This is a genomic window from Neolewinella persica DSM 23188 (genome assembly GCF_000373105.1).
GTDB lineage: Bacteria > Bacteroidota > Bacteroidia > Chitinophagales > Saprospiraceae > Neolewinella > Neolewinella persica.
Map to the genome: position 1 here is coordinate 103168 of NZ_KB890425.1, position 20243 is coordinate 123410.

The following is a 20243-nucleotide window of genomic DNA, read 5'->3' on the forward strand; positions in this document are numbered from 1 at the left end:
GGGAGTGTGTATGTCTCCGGACTATGCTGGATGCTGGGCATCTCACGTTGTCTGGGGGAGTGTGTATGTCTCCGGACTATGCTGGATGCTGGGCATCTCACGTTGTCTGGGGGGAGTGTGTATGTCTCCGGACTATGCTGGATGCTGGGCATCTCACATTGTCTGGGGGGAGTGTGTATGTCCCCGGACTAAGCTGGATGCTGGGCATCTCACGTTGTCTGGGGGAGTGTGTATGTCTCCGGACTATGCTGGATGCTGGGCATCTCACGTTGTCTGGGGGAGTGTGTATGTCTCCGGACTATGCTGGATGCTGGGCATCTCACGTTGTCTGGGTGAGTGTGTATGTCTCCGGACTATGCTGGATGCTGGGCATCTCACGTTGTCTGGGGGGAGTGTGTATGTCTCCGGACTATGCTGGACGCTGGGCATCTCACGTTGTCTGGGGGGAGTGTGTATGTCCCCGGACTCCGCTCGATGCTACGCATCTCACTTCGTCCGGGGTTAAAGCGATTCGATCCCTCCGGGATCTTTAGCCCTCCACGATCATATCGCTAAGGTCTACCGCCATTTTTTTGGTCTTGTTGGCGCTAGGTGCCATCATGGCCGTACAGAGGCACATCATGCGATTGTTTCGGGTGAGGATGTCGACGTTGGGGCAGGAGTTACAGCCGGCCCAGAAGGCATCGTCCTGGGTCAGTTCGGAGAACGTCACTGGTTTATAGCCCAGATCACTGTTGATCTTCATCACTGGCAGGCTAGTAGTGATACCAAAGATGAGTGCATCTGGGTAAAGCTCCTGAGAGAGGTTGAAAATGGCGCTTTTGATCCTTCGGGCCAGCCCATGGCGCCTGAATTTTGGGTTGACGATGAGGCCGGAGTTAGCTACATACCTGCCGTGGCTCCAGGTTTCGATGTAGCTGAAGCCGGCGAGTTCGTCATTCACCAGGGCAAGGACGGCTTTGCCACTGCGAATCTTCTCCGCTACGTATTCGGGCTTGCGGGTGGCAATACCGGTACCGCGTGCTTTGGCCGACTCGGCCATGAGATCACAAATAGCTTGAGCAAATACGTCGTGCCCGGGCTGGGCAACGTGAATCTTAATCTGCATAATAAAGGAGGAAAAGGGGAAAGGAGAAAAGGAAGGGTATCGCTACTGCCCGATCAACAAAAAGAGTTGCGAGCGCTTCCGGGCACACGGGCGGGAAGCTTACTTGGTCCTCAAGACCCTTCGCCTATCTCGGCGAATGATGTACGATACGCTTTTCATTGGGGCAAAGTTAGGTGCAAAAAGTTGGTTTGTGCAAATCTGAGTGTTTTTTTGGCGCGGTCGCAGGTGCAGGGGAAGGGGCTTGGGTGCCGTAAAAAAGCCGCCGCTTTAAATGGCCGCAGCGCGGTTAAAGCAGTGTAAACCTTATGTAGTATTAAAAAAGGACCGGTGGGTGAGTGTGGTTGGCCAATCAGAAAAAGGAACAATCGATGGGTCTCCTTGTATTTAGATCAGTGGACTCAATAGGCACTTGGGTACAAATTGTAGCACTCTACTTAATGGAATATTTCTCAAATAAACCATCAGTACACCTATTTCGTAGCAGACTATGCGCCGGAATACGGAGGGTCTGGATTAAAGCCGCCCTTCAGTGATGAAACCGCCCTTGGAGCAGAACTCTGGCGAACGGACGGCACCTCGGAAGGAACCTTACGACTACAGATGCTCCCTGACGCCCTGCAAAGTACGATCGTCAGGTTCCATCTACTAGCAAACAAACGCTCCTTAAAGTCCCAACTCAATAACCCACACGCTATTATTCGAAGGTAATAGCCATCAGGCCCACCCTAAAGCTTCCTAACCCGAATATTCCGGAACCACAAAGAACTATCATGGTCCTGTAATCCAATATAGCCAGATTTAAATTTGCCATAGTCGGGAGCCAGACCCCATTTACCGCTGTTCTTCTTGGCCGTCCAGTCTTCCGACCACGGCACAAAAGAAACAACCATCTGTCCATTCAGCCAGTGCTCCACCCGCTCGGGGGTAAAAACGATCTTCGTCTTATTCCACTTGCCAGCGGGGTGCAGCACCTTTTTATCAGTGTCCGGCGCGTACATAGCGTAGTCGGCGGCGGTGGATTGCAGCGGCTTTATTTCGTTAGGGTTCTCGGTGTAGCCGAGGCTCTTATTATAATCCGTGATGTCGTGGTACTTCGTGTAGCCTTCGTCGTCGATCAGTTGGTATTCGGGGGATACTTCCGGCGGGCTGCCGTAGCCTTCTTTCAAGTGGTAGAAGATCCCACTGTTGCCACCGGGCGGAATTTTCCATTCCAGTTCAAGCTCAAAGTTGTCGAACTCCTCGGCGGCGTAAATGATGTCCTTGCCACCTTCGTATTCGACATCGGAGGTCTTCACGCCATCGTCGAAGGTGAGGACTTTATCTTTTATCACCCAGCCCGGAGGCAAGGTCTTGCCATTATAGCCCCGCCACCCTTCAGTGGACGTTCCGTCAAATAGCGTAATCCAGGCAGGTTCCGTTTCCGCAGGCGCGGCCGCAGGTGCCGTGGCCGTTTCTGAAGCAGGGGACGGAGAACAGCCAATGGCGCAAAGCGCCAGAGCCAAAAGGAGAAGTCTTTGCATAACAGTTTAATTCATGGGTACCTACGGTAATTGTCGGAAAGATAGGTACTTGCTTTAATTCTCGCACAGGTCACCGAAGTGAAAATGCAACCAGGAACCCTTTTTCACAGACCTTAGTATTAATCATCTTTGTCTGAAAAAGGCTAAACTAAAATAGAATAGTACCAGGAAATGTTTGTTTTAATCGATTCTTTCCACAATGAACGTTGGTTGTTCCGCTATTTTTATCCCCTTACGGCAATTGCCGTGGTTCACATAGGGAATGAGAACAGTTTGACTCATTTGCTTACCATCCCAAGTTACTACAGTGATTTACTTTTGGCCTTGGCCCTGAGTTTTGGCGTAGGAGCATATTATCATTGGTGGTATAAGACACATTCACTTTCAGCCAATCGGGAAAAGGGCAGTATTTCCTTTCTGTTGGGTTATATAAGCAAAGTTCTGCTGATACCCGTTGGTACAATTATTATCTTCGAATCGCTGTATGTTATTCTACTGCTTGATATCCCGTTTTCCGAAACTTCGATCATTTACCTGGAGCTCCCATTGGTCTTACTATTCTGCGTGCTGGTTAATCTGGTATATGGCATGCTTAACTATCGGGAGAAGTATCAACTGGCGCGCTTTAACCTGTCGGGTAATACTCTTTCGGATATCAGCACTAAATTTCGGACAAACTTCATTGTACACAGAGGAAACAGATCGAAAAATATTTCGGTAAAAGAGGTGGCCTATTTTCAGGTAGAGAGCAAATTAACGTTCCTGATGGCACATGACGGTCGTCGATACATGTATCTCTCCACGCTAAAGGATCTCGAAGACGATCTGGACCCAAAACAGTTTTTCTTCATCAATCGGCAAGTCATTGCCCACCGGAATGGTATCATAGGATGTGAAAGAACTAATACTCGAAGACTGGAGGTCCATCTGTGTCCTGCTACTTCTGAGCCAGTATTTGTCTCCAAAGCAAAGTCCGGCCAATTTTTGCGGTGGCTCGAAGGAAAATTTAAAGAAGAAGTTTGCCAGTCGTAGAATAGCTTAGCAACGACCATGTCCGTTTGAGCATCAAATGTGCCCGTTTCAGAATTTGCGGTGGTGTTTTTGATGCGACAGCAAAGCTAATGCCCATAGGTTTGACTTAAATCAATCAAGTCATTCCAATGAATCTATTCAGAAAAATAGTCCTGGCGGGCTTCCTTTTACTACCGATGTTTGAGGTGCAAGGACAGAGCGGGCGGCCGGTAACCATCTCCCTTTTCAATGAGTCTACAAGTATGCCTTTTACTAAAATCTGGTCACAACCGGTTCATCCAGGCGTACAGGTTGGTACAGAATTTAATTCGAATTCTGATCGTCGACTACGATTTTACCCGGGCATTAATCTCGGCTATGTATTTCACCGAAAATTGTTTCAGGGAGTCTACATTAACGTCGACCTCGGTGTAACGTACAACATTACCAAAAACGTCAACCTCAAGGCAGCCCTTGGTGGCGGTTATATGCGGACCTACACCACTGGTCCGGAATACACCCTGGTAGAAGGAGCCTTGCTCAAGCGAGCCGACCAGGGTAACTCTCGCCTAATGCCATCTCTCACACTAGGGCTTGGTTACCGTCTGCGACCCCAAAAAACTGGATCTCCCGAATTCTTTGTCCTGCATAAAACATGGCTGGAGTACCCCTATTCTCCAGGTTTTATCCCACTGATGAGTCATACCAATCTCCACTTGGGGGCGAAACTCTTCCCTTTTAAAAATCAATAACTAACACTTAATCCCATCAAATGAAATCATTTATTTTATTACTACCCTACCTGCTACTTTCTTTTATTGCCTGTGAAAAAGAAGTAGTGCAAACTCCGGGCTATTACGATTGCCAGGCCGAAATAACCGATCAAGCAGCGGAGCATCCCCGCGCGGCGGTTTTTCAGGAATTACTCGACAACACCACCAATAAGGGAATACCGGGTATGATGCTGACAGTGTCTGACCCGATCCGTGGCCGTTGGTCAGGTGCGGCTGGAATGGCCGATCTTGCTGGTCAGTCGAGTATGGAGTCCTGCCAAATTACCCGGGTAGGAAGTACCGTAAAAACCTTCACGGCGGTAGCGATTCTCCGATTGTGGGAACGGGGGGAAGTAGATCTCGACGCGCCTGTTTCCAGTTATCTTCATGCTGAATCCATACACGGACTGGCCAATGCGGAGAATGCTACGGTCCGGCAACTACTGCAACACAGCAGCGGTATCGACAATTACATCCTCAACGCTAATTTTCAGACCGCCTCCCTAAACGACCTGGAGAAGGTCTGGCAACCGGAGGAACTGCTCGCTTACTCACGGGGTGCCGAGGCGACTTTCCCATTAGATACAGATGTTGCTTACTCAAATACCAACTACGTTCTTCTGGGGCAACTCATCGAACAGGTGACGGGCAGGCCATATTATAAATTCTTCGAATCGGAAATATTCGAGCCCCTTGGGCTCAACTTCACCAGCTGCGCCGCTGAAGACCCTGTGCCTCGGGGTATCGTGCGTGGCTACGTAGACCTATACTCCAACGGTAACGTAATTGATGCGACTAACTTCAGCGGATGGGATTACTTTACGGCCGACGGAGGGCTGATCTCCAACACCTACGATCTGAATATTTTCCTGACGGCAGTGTACACCGGAGGCTTTCTCTCCGAAGCGGCCTTGCGGGAAATGACGGATTTTCGCTACCCCCAACAATCAGATGGCGAAGAGTTCAGGACCGGTTATGGCCTCGGTATTTTCCGAATTGATACCGACTTCGGTCCCGCTTTTATTCACAGCGGTGACGCGATCGGTTACTTCGCCAGTATGGTCTATTTTCCCGAAAGACAGGTGACCGTCTCTTGGGCAGTAAACGGTAACTACGGTTCCCTTAACGAGCACGCCCAAACTACAGAAGCCATGAATGTTATTTTTAGTAAGGTACTGGAATGAGTGTAAAGAAGAGGCTAAAAGTCCAACTCAATAGTATCCCCAGGTCTAAGCCCTCCGCTTTCCATCGTCTTAGGCTTAGGGGCGGGCTTCCCCGCCTCCTCCTGGACTTTAGGTACGTAGGGCTCGTTCAATTCCTTCGCAGCAGTCAGCTTACCATCGTGTAGCTTATTTCCGAGGGACTTCCACCCCTTTACATCAATAAAATCAGCCAGCTGAACGATCTTGCTCTGCGTCTCCCGCCCAACGCGGTAAGACACTTCAACTTCCGGCATTGGATGTACCGTTGCCAGGTAGAGCTTCGACGTCCGATGGTCGGTAATGAAGTTGAATTGCTGGCCAGGGGAGCTGGTCTCAATCTGGAAGCGTTTAACCAGGGTGATACTTCGCTCTCCTTCATGGTAGATGGCGCTGACGATCATGTCGTCGTGGTATTTACCGATGAAGAACAGGTTCTTCGGATCGTATCGACGGGTCATGTCGAGTTCCTCCCGTTCGTAGGTGCCGTTTTTATACAGCACCAGCAGCAAGTCACCGGTGTCGAAGCCGCCAAGCAACTGTCCCCGCTCTTCCAGGTTGAGCCGGCCGCTTACTTCGTCCATCCATACTTTCAAAGCACCCAGCGTACTCTTACCCGCTTCCTTCAGCTTTACGTTTCGCACGGGGTAGCGCGTCACAATGTTACCGCCGGAGGAACGGCCTTTGATGGCCAGTTCAGCAAAATCAAAATCAAAATCCTTTACGCGGGCCTTGCTGGCCGGACTGAGCAGAACGTTAACAATCTCTGCTTCCCCATTCGGGTTGGCGCTGAAATATAAGAGCTTTGAGCCCTTGGCTCCTTTATGCAGTTGGTACGGACGGTCCCGGGTAATGGCCTTAACATTAAAGCGTTTACCCATTGATCGGCCGGTCTTCCCGTCTAAGTAGATCAGGTTGTAAGTAGTCCGCTCGTCGCCTTTTCGCCAGACGCCGACGTGGATGATGTTCTTACCGACAAAAGTCTTGTCGGCAATCCTCGTTACCATAAGTGTACCGTCTTTCAGGATAACGATGACGTCGTCGATATCGGAGCATTCCGATACAAATTCTTCTTTCTTCAGGCCCATGCCCACAAAGCCCTCGTTACGGTCTACGTAGAGTTTGGCGTTGTTGGCAGCCACAATGGCGACTTTCACCTTCTCGAAACTGTCGAACTGCGTCTTCCGCTCCCGGCCCTTACCGTACTTATCGAGCAGCATCTGATACCAGGCAATGGTGTATTCCGTCAGGTGTTCCAGGTGGTGTTTTACTTCCTTAAGTTCCTCGTTCAGCTTAGCGATCTTTTCGTCGGCGGCAAAGCTGTTGTACTTGGATATCCGCTTAATCCGAATCTCGGTCAGGCGGACAATGTCATCTTCTGAAATGGCCCGCAGCAAATTAAAACGGGTGTCTCCGGCCTTTTTCGGTTCGTTGGGCTCACGGAAGTATTTTTCCAGCCCTTCACGGATGATATCAAGTACTTCTTTAAAGTCCTCGGCTTCTTCAATGTCCCGGTAGATACGTTTCTGGATGAAGATCTTTTCAAGACTGGCAAAATGGAGCTTCTCTTCAAGCTCTTTCTGCTTGATCATCAGCTCCATCTTCAACAACGCCTTTGTTTGGTGCGTGGTGTGCTCCAGAATGTCTAGCACGGACACAAAATGCGGCTTGTCGCCGCCAATGATGATACAGGCGTTGGGGCTGACCGACAGTTCACAGTTCGTGAAGGCGTAAAGTGCATCGATGGTCACGTCGGGGCTAATACCCGGAGCCAGTTCGACTAGGATCTCAACTTCCGCGGCCGTATTGTCCTGCACTTTTTTGACGCGGATCTTTCCTTTGTCGTTAGCTTTAAGGATGCTGTCGATCAACGACTGCGTTGTCATGCCGTAGGGCAGTTCTTTGATGGCGACAAAATTATTGTCGATCTTCTCGATGGTCGCCCGGACCTTGAGCTTGCCACCACGCTTACCCCACTGGTAGTCACTAACATCAACGGTGCCACCGGTTGGAAAATCCGGGTACAATTTCGCTTTTTTGCCCTGCAGAATTTTGATGCTCTCCTTGCAGATCTCAATGAAGTTGTGCGGCATGATCTTCGTGCTCAGGCCGACAGCGATGCCTTCGGTACCCTGAGCGAGCAGCAGTGGGAATTTGGCTGGTAAGTTGATCGGCTCCTTCTTCCGGCCGTCGTAGCTAACTTGCCAGTCGGTAGTCTGAGGGTTAAAGACGACTTCGGTAGCGAACTTCGTGAGTCGTGCTTCGATGTAACGGCTGGCAGCGGCAGAGTCGCCGGTGAGGGTGTTACCCCAGTTGCCCTGCGGGTCGATCAGGAGGTCCTTTTGACCCAGGCCTACTAAGGCGTCACCGATGGCAGCGTCCCCGTGCGGGTGGTACTGCATCGTTTGGCCGATCACGTTGGCGACCTTATGGTAACGCCCGTCGTGCATCTCGTTCAGGGCGTGCAGGATGCGTCGTTGGACGGGCTTGAGCCCGTCTTCAATCGTCGGTACCGCTCGCTCCAAAATGACGTAACTGGCGTAATCGAGGAAATAATCCTCGTACATGCCCTTCAGGGTCGTGATCTTGTCTTCGTTGTCGGAGGCGTGTTCCCCTTGGGGTTCGAGGGCCTTATCACTCATTGGTTGGTATCTTTTCTAGTCGCTGTTTCTAGGGCGCGGCCGCAGGTGCAGGGGAAAAGCTTTTCAAACAGCAGGCTTCCCGCCAACCTTCGGTTTAGCGCGGAGGCGAAGATAGGAAATGTTTTTGAAAGAACAAATTGTTTTAAATGTAGTTGATGGACAACTTTAGCTACCCTTGTCGCAAAGCGACTTCCCCTGCACCTGCGGCCTCGCCTGGAAAACAGGCAGATGTCAAAACAGAATTTCGGAAAACGGTCTCCCAATAGCCCGCATGGCAACATGTCGAAGTTGTACGGCCCCTACTTGTACCGTATTGTTTTCAATAGGTACTTTATGGCCGTTAACCGTGCCTTAAACTTCTGGTTGGCCTTGATGATCACCCATGGGGCATGCTTCGTATTGGTTGCATCGAACATTTTATTTTTGTACTCGCTGTACTCGTCCCAAAGCGCCTGTGCTTCTTCGTCTACGGCAGTCATTTTCCAGCGTTTGACCGGACTGCTTTTGATGTCCTTGAACCGCCGGGCCTGTTCTTTTTTCGTGATCGAGAAATAAAATTTCACGAGGTAGGTATCTGACTGAATAAGCATTTTCTCAAATTCATTGACCTGGGACATGAAGATATCATATTCTTCATCCGTACAAAAACCGTTGACGGGCTCCACGACTGCGCGGTTGTACCAGCTACGGTCAAAAAGGACTATCTCCCCTGGCTTGGGTAGCTGGTTAATGTAGCGTTGAAAGAACCACTGTTTTCGTTCGTCCTCCGTTGGGATGTTCAGGGCTACAATCCGGAAATGGCGGGGATTGATGTACTCTGTAACCCGCCGGATAGCACCACCCTTGCCCGCTGCGTCCCGGCCTTCAAAAATGATCACTACTTTCTTATCTTTCTTGATCACCCATTTCTGAAGTTTGATCAGCTCTTCCTGTAATTGTCTTAGCTCCTGAATGTTTTTGACTTCCTCCAGTATTTTTTTCAAGTTAACCTTAGGGTTCTTGAGCAGGGTATGCAGGCCTATTTTGGAATTCAACAGGCTGACGTCCTCGTCGGTTAAATTTATGTTTGCCATAATCAAATATCAATTTGTCCTGCACTCCGGTGGTAGCGCATAATGATGTTAGGGTCAGGTAAAAGATTGGCGCCGGAATCCCCTTTTCCTTCATAATCAAATTGGGAGAGGACGTAACGCATGCTTTCTAGCCGGGCTTGTTTCTTATCATTAGTTTTTACGATGATCCAGGGACTAAAGTTGGTGTGAGTCTTACTGAACATTTGTTCTTTGTAGTACGTGTAATCATCCCACAATTCTTGCCCTTTTCTATCTACAGGGCTGAATTTCCAGCGCTTAAGTGGGTTGTTCAGTCGGTCATTGAAACGCTGGTTCTGCTCCTCCTTGGAAATGGAAAACCAGAATTTGAACAGCTTAAGGTTGTCCTCATAAAGCAGGTGTTCGTATTCTGGCACCTGTACGATAAACTGCTCATATTGTTTTTTGGAACAGAAGCCCATAACTGGTTCTACGACAGCGCGGTTGTACCAGCTACGATCAAAAAAAACGACCTCGCCGGGATTTGGCAAAACTTTGATGTAGCGCCGGAAATACCACTGCCCTTGTTCTACTTTGGTTGGCTTGGTCAGGGCCACCACCCGGGAAGTCCGCGGGTTCAAATGCTCCTTAAAACGTTTGATGGAGCCACCTTTACCTGCTGCATCTCTCCCTTCAAATACGATGGCCACCCGCTTGCCGTTCAGCGCAACCCATTGCTGGAGATTGACGAATTCGGATTGTAGCCTGATCAACTCCGCCTCGTAACGGAGTTTGTCCATTGTCTTTTTAAGGGTAACGTTAGTTTTCTGGGCAGTAGTTATCAGGTCCTTTCTGGTCTTGGCTTGGAGTAGTTGTTCTCGGGTAAAACTCATGGTAACGTTTTTCGCTAAAGGGTAAAAGTGAAAGGCCGAAAATCGAACGGTACCAACTGCCCTTTTTGCTGTTTGCCTAAGGTAACGTTCGTGCCTAAGAATTCGCCATCGGGTGACATAAATCACCGTGACAACCTTGGTTGATGCGCAAGATCAGTGCCGGCCCTGCTTTCCCTGCACCTGCGGCCGCGCCCGAAATATGGTTAATAACGCTACGCCCAGGATCGTTGAAGGGCAGCATAATTGTATTAAAACAACCTGATGTAACCATAAATACCTTTACGATCAACCAAAAAAAGGCCGCCCGGAAAAAATCCCGAGCGACCTGTCTTGTGCGGTAGCCCTGTGCACTACCGACTGTGAATATTGACTAAAGGTTATACGTCAACCTTAGCGTACTTAGCATTAGCTTCAATGAACGCCCGGCGAGGCGGCACCTCGTCTCCCATCAGCATAGAGAAGACGCGGTCGGCTTCGCTCGATTCATCGATCACCACCCGCTGTAGCATCCGGGTATCCGGATCCATAGTAGTTTCCCACAGCTGCTCAGCGTTCATCTCCCCGAGGCCCTTATAGCGCTGTACTTTGACGGAACCGTCGTTCTCAGACTTACTCAGCCGCGCCATAGCAACTTTGCGTTCTTCTTCGTTCCAGCAGTACTGAAACTGCTTGCCCCGGCGTACCTGGTACAACGGCGGCTGGGCGATGTAGACGTATCCGTCGTCCACCAGCTTGTGCATGTAGCGGAAGAAGAAGGTCAGGATAAGGGTCACAATGTGGCTACCGTCAACGTCGGCATCACACATGATGATGATCTTGTGGTAGCGCAGTTTATCCAGGTTCAGCACACGCTCGCCGTATTGATTTTCCTCAATCCGGACACCCAGGGCGGTGAACATATTCTTGATCTCCTCATTCTCGTAGATCTTATGCTCCATGGCTTTCTCTACGTTCAGAATCTTACCGCGCAGCGGCAGAATGGCCTGGAAACTACGGTCGCGGCCCTGCTTGGCGGTTCCGCCGGCTGAGTCGCCCTCGACGAGGTAGATCTCACAGGCTGCGGGGTCCTTACTGGAACAGTCTGATAACTTACCGGGCAGGCCGCCGCCGGCCAGTACGTTCTTGCGCTGTACCATCTCGCGGGCCTTGCGCGCCGCGTGGCGTGCCGTAGCGGCAATGATCACTTTGTCGATGATCCGCCGCGCTTCGGTCGGGTTTTCTTCCAGCCAGTGGCCAACAGATTCGCCGACACAGCGACTCACGATACCGGTTACTTCACTGTTGCCCAGCTCGCCTTTCGTCTGGCCCTTGAACTGAGGCTCGGGGACCTTAACGGAGATTACGGCAGTGAGGCCCTCGCGGAAATCCTCGCCGGCAATCTTGAATTTCAGCTTCTTGAACATACCGTTCTCCTCGCCGTACTTCGTAAACAGACGGTTCACCGCCCGGCGAAAACCGTTGACGTGGGTACCGCCCTCACGGGTTTTAATGTTGTTGACGAAGCTGTACAGATTCTCCTGGTAGGTCGTATTGTACTGCATGGCCACTTCGACCTCCACGTTGTCTTCCTTGGATTTTACGTAGATCGGGTGCTCGATCAGGTCGGGCTTACCCTCGTCGAGGTACTGTACGAATTCGGCCAGGCCGCCTTCGCTGAAGTAGTCTTTGCGTAAGAACGTTCCATCGTCCTCCTTCACCCGCTCGTCAATCAAGCTGAGCTTCAGACCAGAGTTGAGGAAGGCAAGTTCCTGCATCCGGGTCGCCAACGTATCGAACTTGTAAACGATGCTGTCGAAGATCGTTGCGTCGGGCGTGTAGGTGATCGTAGTGCCATTACTGGTGGATTCTCCGATTATCTCAACTTCCGTTATCGGTTTGCCTTCACTGTAGCGTTGCTCATAGATTTTTCCGTCGCGCTGTACGGTGGCGATCATGAGGCTACTCAGGGCATTCACACAGGAGACACCTACCCCGTGGAGACCACCGGATACTTTGTAGGTGTCCTTGTCGAACTTGCCGCCGGCGTGAAGCACGGTCATAACGACCTCCAGAGCTGACTTTTGCAGCTTCTTGTGCATGCCTACGGGAATGCCCCGTCCGTCGTCCGTTACCGCGATGGAATTGTCGGGCTTAATGATCACATCGATGCTGCTGCAATAGCCCGCAACGTGCTCATCGATGGAGTTGTCCACTACTTCCCAAACCAGGTGGTGGAGGCCCTTTGTGTCCGTTCCACCAATGTACATGCCTGGCCTTTTCCTTACCGCTTCGAGGCCTTCGAGGGCGGTAATATTGTCCGCGCCGTACTCTTTGTTCGGCGACTGATTATTGGTATCTGCCATAACTGCAAAAGTACGAAAAAAGGATGGGAAAACCTAGCTTTTCGGAGGACGCAAAAGTCGGTAGAAACCGTTGCTTTTTTGGGCGCGGACGCAGGTGCAAAGGGAGGGGTAAGAAGCAGGTAAAGGCGAGCGGGATGTGCCCCGGGGCACATCCCGCTCGCCCTTTGAGAATAACGCATCTTTTCCTTGCCCTGCACCTGCCTCGATAGCTATCGGGGTGCCTGATCACCCCAGCCACCCCGCTACCATAAAACCGAGATAAGTCCCCACCCCATTTCCGAGTGACCCGACAAGGATACCCGGGAGATAAAGATCCATCCGGTCCAGACTCTTAGCCAACGCCAGGGCCGACGACGAACCACCGATGTTAGCCTGCGAGGCTACCGCTGCGGTATCCCAGTCCAGCTTCCCCAAGGCCGCCACGCCGAAAACCACTGCGCCGTGCACCACTACAATGGTGACCACCAGGGCCAGTAACCGCCAGGCCAGCGCACCAATTTGTCCCAAAGCAGCGAGCTCACAAAACGCCCCGATCACGGCCAGGAAAAGGTACACGCAGAACAAGCCGATGACCTGGCCGCCGGCCAGGCGATGAAATACCGGGAACTGCGCCAGGACAAGGGCAATCGTCGTCAGGATCAAAATGGAAGGCACCACCAGCCCCATTCCCGCCAGCCACCCGGCCAGGAATTGTGCCGCAAAGAGTGATCCCAGCCCGACGCCAAGCAACACACCCAGCGAAATAATACTGATGCTTTCGTATTCCCGTTCCACGTCTTCTGCTATGGGGGTGGCCTTCTTTTCTTTGCGTACAACGGCACGCCGCAACAGCATTGGAACCCCCAGGGTGACCACCATCCAAACAGCAGTGATGATGTTGTCGACTGCGGTCATGCCAGCGTAGAGTACGCCTTCCTGCATGACGTCGTAATGGATGGCCACCGCGTTGAAATTGACGCTGCCACCGGAGTAAGTTCCGGTGAACATGCCACTGATGGCCGGGTAGAGGCCCCCGAAGTGAGTCGCTCCGTCGATGAGCCACATCCCGGCGAACACGCCCAAAACGGTGCCAATGCTTCCCAATCCAAAAAGCAGCAACATTGATGCGCCCGCCCGGCGGATGCTGGCCAGGTTAACGTCCAGCAGCAGATAGAAAATCGACAAAGGGGCCAGGTAGCGAAAAATGCCGGTGTACACCACCGAGCCTTCCGAGGCGGAAGGTAATATCCCTACGTTCGCCAATACGGCCACAAAGAGAATGACGACGAGGGCCGTGCCGAAGTGTTTCAAAAAAGTACGCTTCACCAGCCATTCAGAAGCGACTACGCTGAGGCAAAGAACAGTAAGTACGAACAGGGGGGAGGAGAGCATGGGCCTAAAGCTACGCAGTATTGAAGGAGTGAATGGAGGCTTTGTTCCCCGGCACTTGTGCCGGTTGATTAGAAGGGACCGGCACAAGTGCCGGGGAACAAGGCCCGAAGTAGCGGTCACTTCTTCATCTGCAAGCACCCCTCCTCCCGATCAACATAAAAGGGAGAATGGAAAAAGCTGTTGTTCACCACCGGCCCGTCCTCGTTCTCATCCCAGATGATCCAGTACCTTAATTCCCGATAGGCAGCGTATCCGGTTCGTGATCCGGGATTGAGGAGTTGAGTCAAATCTGCCTGCACGACGGCCCAGGGCTGCCCGACCCGCTTACGTAACCAGGCGCGCAGCGGCGCCATCCGGAAGCTCTGCCGTTCGAGGTCGCCCCAGCGGGGGCGCATGGGTTCATGGCCCGGGAGCACATCAACCCTGGCCACCCTTTGGTGCAACTGGAGCCTGCCTGCCTGCCGGGTCGCCCGTTGCTCACTGTATTTTTCACCACCCCTGCTTTTCAGCAGGCTTTTGACGTAATGGCGGTGGCCGTGTTTGTACTTCCTGCGGTTACGGCCGGGTTTAGGGTCTTGGAATGACATGTCGGTTCGGGCGTTATTAGTAGGACTTCGGTCGGACGGCTACCGAATAAAACGGAATTTTCAATAGGGGGGCGTCGGGCCGATGGCTTAACAGTACCAACCCTCCCAAAAATTGCAACCTCGTTTTGCCTTGCTCATTTATCCTTTCCCCTGGACCTGCGGCCCCGCCCCAAAAGTATCCTTTTATCCTGCCTGTTCCTCCGCCAGCAAACCTTGGGCAATCTTTTGTAACGCCTCGTAATGCGCTTGCTTCCCTGCTCCCGGCTGCACAACGTTGAACTGCCAGAACCGCCACGAGGCCATGGCAGCCGCCGCATAAATCGTGGCTGCGTGAAGGGAGGTTTCTTCTGCTTCGGTCAACATTACTACTGACCTGTAACCCCGCAACAACTCCGATTTTGCACGTAAATCGGCCCGGCCTTCCGGGTAGCAAGTGCCAACAATCGCCATCCCCAAATCAAAGACCCGGTAGTAGTTTGTTGCCTCTTCAAAATCCATGATCACCGGGCCATACCCGGGGGTGAGGATGACATTGTCGGCAAAAATGTCGGCGTGGATCAGGGCCCTGGGCAAATCTCCCGACAGGTGCTTTTTAAGATATTCCTCCAGGCGTTTGAGCCAGTCGAGAAAGGGGTGTGGCCCGCCGAAATTTTGCTGCATCGGACCAAAGGTCTCCCGTCCATAGGCCAACTGATTGGGCAAAAAGTCAGGCGCCGGGACCTGGTGTAGCCGCGCTATCGCCCGCCCCAACGGAAACATGGTTTCGAACGGTAGTGGATCGATGACCTGGCCGGAGAGGTAGGACTTGAGTAATAAGGGCTTGCCGTGGAGTCTGGCCTGCATTACGCCGTCACTGGCAGGAATAATTCGGGTGGTGTTGAAATCATGAATTTCCAAATGACGCAAGGTGTCGATAAGGATTTGTGCTTCCTTCGCCGTCTTGTTTTCACAAAGGGTGAGCACAAAGTCCTGCCCGCCGGCCTGGAGATGGTAGTTGGAATTCTCCTGCCCGCCGGCGAAATTCTGGACGGAGGTGATTTCGGGAAGGTTAAAGATGTCAGCAATTTCCTTTAGGTCTGTTGGCGTCAATTCGGTGTAAACGGCCATGATGTTTTTCTTTCTAAAGTTAGCGCCGATCAGACATTACTGCCCGCATTACCGCCGGTACGGCCCGATGCATCGTTGCATAATCGAATTCATATTTTCGTTCTCCGGCGGTCCTTGCTGCTTCCAGAGAATCGTGTTTGCCTGCTGCGGGTAAATCGCCGATGGCTTGTCTGATTGTCTCCGGAAATTTAGCGGGATGTGCCGTTGCCAGGCAAACAATGGGTCCAGAAAGTTGTGGTCGGTAATGCCGGGCTGCCGCCACCGCTACCGCGCCGTGAGGATCAAGTAAGTAGTTCTCCTCCCGCCAGTGGCTGCGCGTAGTTTTCAGAATATTTTCGTCGGTTACAGTGTAGGTCAGGAATCCTTTCCGGAAGGCAGCAAGCTCTTTGTCAGAAAACTGAACGGAGCCTTGGCTTTCATATGTTTCCCAAGCGTAACGTAATCGGTCAGTATCTCCCTCGAGGCTGAAGTAAAGATGTCTCCAGAAATTCATCGGTACGGAAATATCAATGGCTGAAGCAAGGGTGTTTTTGATGTCGGGTTTGCTGAAGGTGCCAGTGCCCAGCACCACGCTGAGGGATGTATTGGCATTATTGGCTACGATCATCGCCCCGACCGGAAGCCCCATCCGGCGGGCCATCGACCCGGCACACATATTGCCGAAAGCCCCGCAGGGAACGGCAAAGTTGACCGGGGCACCCACCCGTTCAGCGTAGCGCAGATAGCCGTAGAAATAATGCACCATTTGGGTCATCACCCGCGCCCAGTTGATGGAGTTGACGCTGGAGAGTTGCATCTCTTTCCGAAAGCCAGCGTCGGCAAAACTAGCCGAGATCAGTCCGTCAAGATCATCGGATCCATTCTTGCAATTGTTGACGGCAACGGGGTGGACGTTGGGCGACATGATGGTGGTCATTTGGCGAACCTGCTCTTCGGTAATCAGTCCGGTTGGGAAGAACAACCAGGTGGAAATTGAGGCCTTGCCGATCGAAGCATGGGCCGCAGCGGGCCCAGTATCGCCAGAGGTAGCCACCATAAGGGTTCGATGTTCTCCGCGGCGACGCAGAAAATAGTCGAACAGGTTTACGACGAAGCCCATCGCTACATCTTTAAACGAAAGGGTAGGCCCGTGGAATAATTCCTGCACGTAACAATCCCCCGTTAGTTCATGATGCGGAATAACTTCCGGGTGGCTGAAGGTGGAAAAGCTGGCTTCGATCAGCTTTTTTAAATCCGCCGCAGGCACGGTGGCCTCATCAATAAACAGGGAAAGGATTTCGTGAGCAAGATCAGGATAGCTTAGTCCTTTCCAGGCTTCCAGCTGCTGGAGGGTAACCTGGGGGAGTTGCGTCGGGACGTATAGGCCACCGTTGGGCGCCAGGCCAGCCAAAACAGCGGTCTCGAAATCAACGGCCGGTGCTTGGCCCAGGGTGCTTTGGTAAAGTAGCATGCGCTTATTTTAAGCTGTCGAGGACAAGTTCTGAGATCAGCATATCCTGGGTGGCGATGCCGGTTAGGTCGGCGACGATGATGTCTTCTGGTCGGGCGCGGGTGCGCCCGCTGCTGATCAGGTCGCCAACTTCAGCCAGCTGACTTTCCTGCAGTAAGCCATCCGCCCAGGCTTTGTGAATCTCTCCGTGGTGAATGCACTGGCTTCGGCTGTCGAGAGCAATAAGGTCAGCCCGTTCGAGAATGGCGGGGTCCAGTTCTTGTTTTCCAATGGTGTCGGCCCCCATGGCAGTGATCAGCGTGCCGGGCAGGAGGCCGGTAACGGGCAATAGTGGTGTTTTGCTTGGTGTAGTGGTAACGATGAGGTTGCAGGTAGCGGTGAGGTCAGTCGCTTTCGCTGTAGTGCTGACCTTAAAACCTTTAATCTCCATGTCTACCCGGTAAGCTTCCATCTTTTCTGCCGAGCGGCCCCAAACGATCACCTCCCGGCATTTCGTTACCGACGCTAATTGCTCCAGCTGCAGCCGGGCCTGCAGCCCGGTCCCGACAATCCCGATCCGGTCAACTTTTTCTGGCCCGAAGTGCTTAGCCACGACTGCGCCGGCGAGGGCGGTACGCAGATCGGTGAGGTAACCTTCGTCGAGAAGAATACATGCAAGTTCGCCGGTTTTTTGCAGGAAGACAAGGTTGAGCCCATTGCTGCCCGGCAGGCCAAGTAATGGATTGTCATAAAAGCCCGAGGCAATCTTGATTACGTAATACGGGGAGCCAGACAGGTAGCCGTACTTGATGTGGACATCACCAGGTGGCTGCTCGAAGGTCAGTGTACCAACGGGCGGCACCGTCGCCTCCCCGGAAGAATAGCTGGTGAAGGATCGCTCCATACAGGCGAGCAACGCTTCCGGCGAAGTATCGGCAAGGGCCTGAATGATGGTGGCTTTATCGACGATTTGTGGCATGGGTTGGGGTGTAGAATGATGGGGTAAGTTAAGTTGGTTACACGGAACGATGTAATCTGCCTAAAGTCCAATGTAGCTTCTGCTTGCCTTTGCCGTACTTTGCACCAGCGATCCCGTAGGGATCAACCTTTATTAACCCCGGATGAAGCAGATGGCGTAGCCAGCAGCGGAATCCGGGGCCGCCCACCACCAGCGCAGCCCACGGACGTAACCTGGAGCGCGGCAGTAGTACTCACCCCATGTCCCCAACCCCCGAAGAACACCTCCGTAAATGGCGCCTGATCCTGGGCCAGCAAGCCGAAGACAAAGCCGATGCCCCCATCGACCTCCCCGGCCCCCTGGCCGGTATGGACGCCACCCTCGAAGCCCTCTACGCCGAACACGATCGTAAAGGTGGCCTCGGTGCCTCCAGCCCCAGCGTGAACCGCTGGCTGGGCGACATCAGGAAGTACTTCCCCACGGATACCGTCCAGCTCCTGCAACGCGATGCCCTTGACCGCCTTGACCTTAAACAAATGCTGCTGGAACCGGAGTTACTCGATACCATCGAACCGGATGTCCACCTCATCGGTACCCTGCTGAGCCTAAAAAACCTGCTGCCCGATCGAAGCCGGGAATCCGCCCGTGCGGTGGTGATGAAGGTGGTGAAGCAGATCGAAAAGCAGCTCAAACGCCCCATCGAACAGGCCATCAGCGGTCGCCGCAGGCAACACAACCGGAACCGCCGGCCCCGCCCTCAGGACATCGACTGGGACCAGACGATCCGGGTAAACATGAAGCATTACCAGCCGGAGTACAAAACGGTGTTGCCGGTCAATCTGCGGGGGCTCTCCCGGTCGAAGACCGGGCTGAAGCACGTCATTCTGCTCGTCGATCAATCAGGTTCCATGGCGGCTTCCGTCGTTTATGCCGGCGTCCTTTCCTGTATTCTGGCCAGCATCCCGGCGCTGAAAACGCACATCGTAGCCTTCGATACCCAGGTCGTTGACCTGACGGAGCAACTGCCTGACCCACTGGAACTCCTCTTCGCCATCCAACTGGGTGGCGGTACCGATATCGGCAAAGCCCTGCGCTACGGCGAGCAGCTGAATACGGCCCCGAAAGACACGGTGATGATTCTGTTGAGTGATCTCTTCGAAGGCGGATCAGTAGCCGGAATGCTGGCCAGTGTTCGCCGGTTGCAACAAAGCGGGCTGAATTTTATCCCGCTACTGGCCCTGAGCGACGAAGGCGCTCCTGCCTATGATAAGGAGGTCGCGCAGCAACTGGCGGAGATGGGGTTAAAGCCTTTTGCCAGTACGCCTGGGGCATTTGCGGAAATTTTGGCCGGGGCGCTTTATGGGTAACAGTTGTGTTCAGTATTCATGTTGCAGGAAGCAGGCTTTAGTACTCAGCGTTCAGGCGCCAGTAGTCATGAAAGCGTGGCCCCATAAACCTTGTACCTTGAGTACTGAATTCTGAACCCTAAAAACTAGTATCCACCACCCGTAGTCGCTTATACTTCCCCGTCTTAAACTTTTTTTGACCAAAAAGCTGGTTAATCAGCAGACCGGTGCCGATGGAAGTAAGGGAGACCATCAGGTCACGGTTCTCATATTTAGTCAATGGGTCGCCGTCGGTAGCATTACCGACAAGGCCCCAGAAAGACCAGCCTACACCGAAGGTAACCAGGCCATAGCCAGCAGCGGCACCGAAGGTTTTTCCGCGGTGGACAATGTCGATCTCATCAAGCATAATGTATCGATCATTGATGACCAATGCCTGGATGTCGGGCCGCATTTCACGGATGGGGCCCTCCTGATAAAATTTATCACCCTTCAGCCGAAATTTTAATCGTTCGCCTTCATACACACGATCGGATTTAGAAGCCGTCAATTTCTCAAACAGCATCACTTTTTGGGCGGGAAGTAATGGAACAAAGGCAAAAAGAAAGAAGGGCAGGACGAGCAAAAAATTCATTCTTCGAGGCTTTATTATTTTCTTTCCCTTTTTCGGGGCGCGGTCGCAGGTGCAAGAAATGGTGTTGGAGAGCAGGGTGGTCGGTCGCATGGTGGAAAGATAGTCCGTGTTGGGGAAATGGTTGGTTACTCCGGAACCTGTTGGTCGGACTTTCCCCTTTTTGGTCTCTTGCTGGCAGGGGAATTGTCCGTTAGATGGATGGCCCGGCCGTCCGACAAATTCTTTTGACCTGGCGAAGCCGGGCAAAAGTTTGTCTGGCAGTTTTGGCCCCAACATGTTTTGCGAATAACGC

16 protein-coding genes are annotated in these 20243 nt (G+C 52.5%); 4 read left to right on the top strand and 12 right to left on the bottom strand.

What is annotated here, in order from left to right:
• Positions 1-529: 529 nt before the first annotated feature.
• Both B036_RS28765 and B036_RS0109495 read right to left on the bottom strand, forming a co-directional pair.
• The gene (locus B036_RS28765) at positions 530-1108 is read right to left on the bottom strand and encodes a GNAT family N-acetyltransferase (protein WP_020568471.1); all 579 of its coding nucleotides are present in this window, start codon (positions 1106-1108) and stop codon (positions 530-532) included.
• 725 nt (positions 1109-1833) lie between these two features.
• Complete coding sequence (locus B036_RS0109495; protein WP_020568472.1) at positions 1834-2628, bottom strand: 3-keto-disaccharide hydrolase; 795 nt, start codon at positions 2626-2628, stop codon at positions 1834-1836.
• Between the two features lie 171 nt (positions 2629-2799).
• Here B036_RS0109495 and B036_RS0109500 point away from each other — a divergent pair, with 171 nt between their 5' ends.
• The 3 genes from B036_RS0109500 (at position 2800) to B036_RS0109510 (ending at position 5596) form a co-directional block, all read left to right on the top strand.
• On the top strand, positions 2800-3660 hold the full coding sequence (locus B036_RS0109500) for a LytTR family DNA-binding domain-containing protein (RefSeq protein ID WP_020568473.1): 861 nt from the start codon (positions 2800-2802) through the stop codon (positions 3658-3660).
• Between the two features lie 128 nt (positions 3661-3788).
• On the top strand, positions 3789-4391 hold the full coding sequence (locus B036_RS0109505; protein WP_044102269.1) for a hypothetical protein: 603 nt from the start codon (positions 3789-3791) through the stop codon (positions 4389-4391).
• A gap of 20 nt (positions 4392-4411) precedes the next feature.
• Positions 4412-5596 (top strand): serine hydrolase domain-containing protein, encoded by a 1185-nt coding sequence (locus B036_RS0109510; RefSeq protein ID WP_020568475.1) that lies wholly within the window; start codon positions 4412-4414, stop codon positions 5594-5596.
• Positions 5597-5610: 14 nt separating this feature from the next.
• Here the strand turns inward: B036_RS0109510 and B036_RS0109515 are convergent, their stop codons facing one another.
• From B036_RS0109515 to B036_RS0109560, 9 genes are all read right to left on the bottom strand, one after another.
• On the bottom strand, positions 5611-8253 hold the full coding sequence (locus tag B036_RS0109515; RefSeq protein WP_020568476.1) for a DNA gyrase/topoisomerase IV subunit A: 2643 nt from the start codon (positions 8251-8253) through the stop codon (positions 5611-5613).
• Positions 8254-8552: 299 nt separating this feature from the next.
• Entirely contained in the window at positions 8553-9326 is a 774-nt protein-coding gene (gene ppk2, locus B036_RS0109520; RefSeq protein ID WP_020568477.1) for a polyphosphate kinase 2, read from the bottom strand.
• Between the two features lie 2 nt (positions 9327-9328).
• Positions 9329-10177, bottom strand: a complete 849-nt coding sequence (gene ppk2, locus B036_RS0109525) for a polyphosphate kinase 2 (RefSeq protein WP_020568478.1) — start codon at positions 10175-10177, stop codon at positions 9329-9331.
• A gap of 377 nt (positions 10178-10554) precedes the next feature.
• Positions 10555-12519 (bottom strand): DNA topoisomerase (ATP-hydrolyzing) subunit B, encoded by a 1965-nt coding sequence (gene gyrB / locus B036_RS0109535; protein ID WP_020568480.1) that lies wholly within the window; start codon positions 12517-12519, stop codon positions 10555-10557.
• Positions 12520-12744: 225 nt separating this feature from the next.
• Complete coding sequence (locus tag B036_RS0109540; protein WP_020568481.1) at positions 12745-13890, bottom strand: DUF819 family protein; 1146 nt, start codon at positions 13888-13890, stop codon at positions 12745-12747.
• Between the two features lie 116 nt (positions 13891-14006).
• On the bottom strand, positions 14007-14477 hold the full coding sequence (locus tag B036_RS0109545) for a hypothetical protein (RefSeq protein ID WP_020568482.1): 471 nt from the start codon (positions 14475-14477) through the stop codon (positions 14007-14009).
• A 183-nt stretch (positions 14478-14660) separates the two neighbouring features.
• Complete coding sequence (locus B036_RS0109550; RefSeq protein WP_020568483.1) at positions 14661-15584, bottom strand: phosphotransferase; 924 nt, start codon at positions 15582-15584, stop codon at positions 14661-14663.
• Between the two features lie 19 nt (positions 15585-15603).
• Entirely contained in the window at positions 15604-17034 is a 1431-nt protein-coding gene (gene thrC / locus B036_RS0109555) for a threonine synthase (RefSeq protein WP_020568484.1), read from the bottom strand.
• A 4-nt stretch (positions 17035-17038) separates the two neighbouring features.
• A complete protein-coding gene (locus B036_RS0109560; RefSeq protein WP_020568485.1) occupies positions 17039-17992 on the bottom strand; it encodes a Rossmann-fold NAD(P)-binding domain-containing protein in 954 nt (317 codons plus the stop codon).
• 239 nt (positions 17993-18231) lie between these two features.
• On the opposite strand from B036_RS0109560, the gene B036_RS0109565 reads away from it, so the two are divergent.
• Positions 18232-19338, top strand: a complete 1107-nt coding sequence (locus tag B036_RS0109565) for a VWA domain-containing protein (RefSeq protein WP_020568486.1) — start codon at positions 18232-18234, stop codon at positions 19336-19338.
• A 118-nt stretch (positions 19339-19456) separates the two neighbouring features.
• Here B036_RS0109565 and B036_RS28770 read toward each other — a convergent pair whose 3' ends face one another.
• Complete coding sequence (locus B036_RS28770) at positions 19457-20227, bottom strand: hypothetical protein (protein WP_020568487.1); 771 nt, start codon at positions 20225-20227, stop codon at positions 19457-19459.
• Positions 20228-20243: the final 16 nt, after the last annotated feature.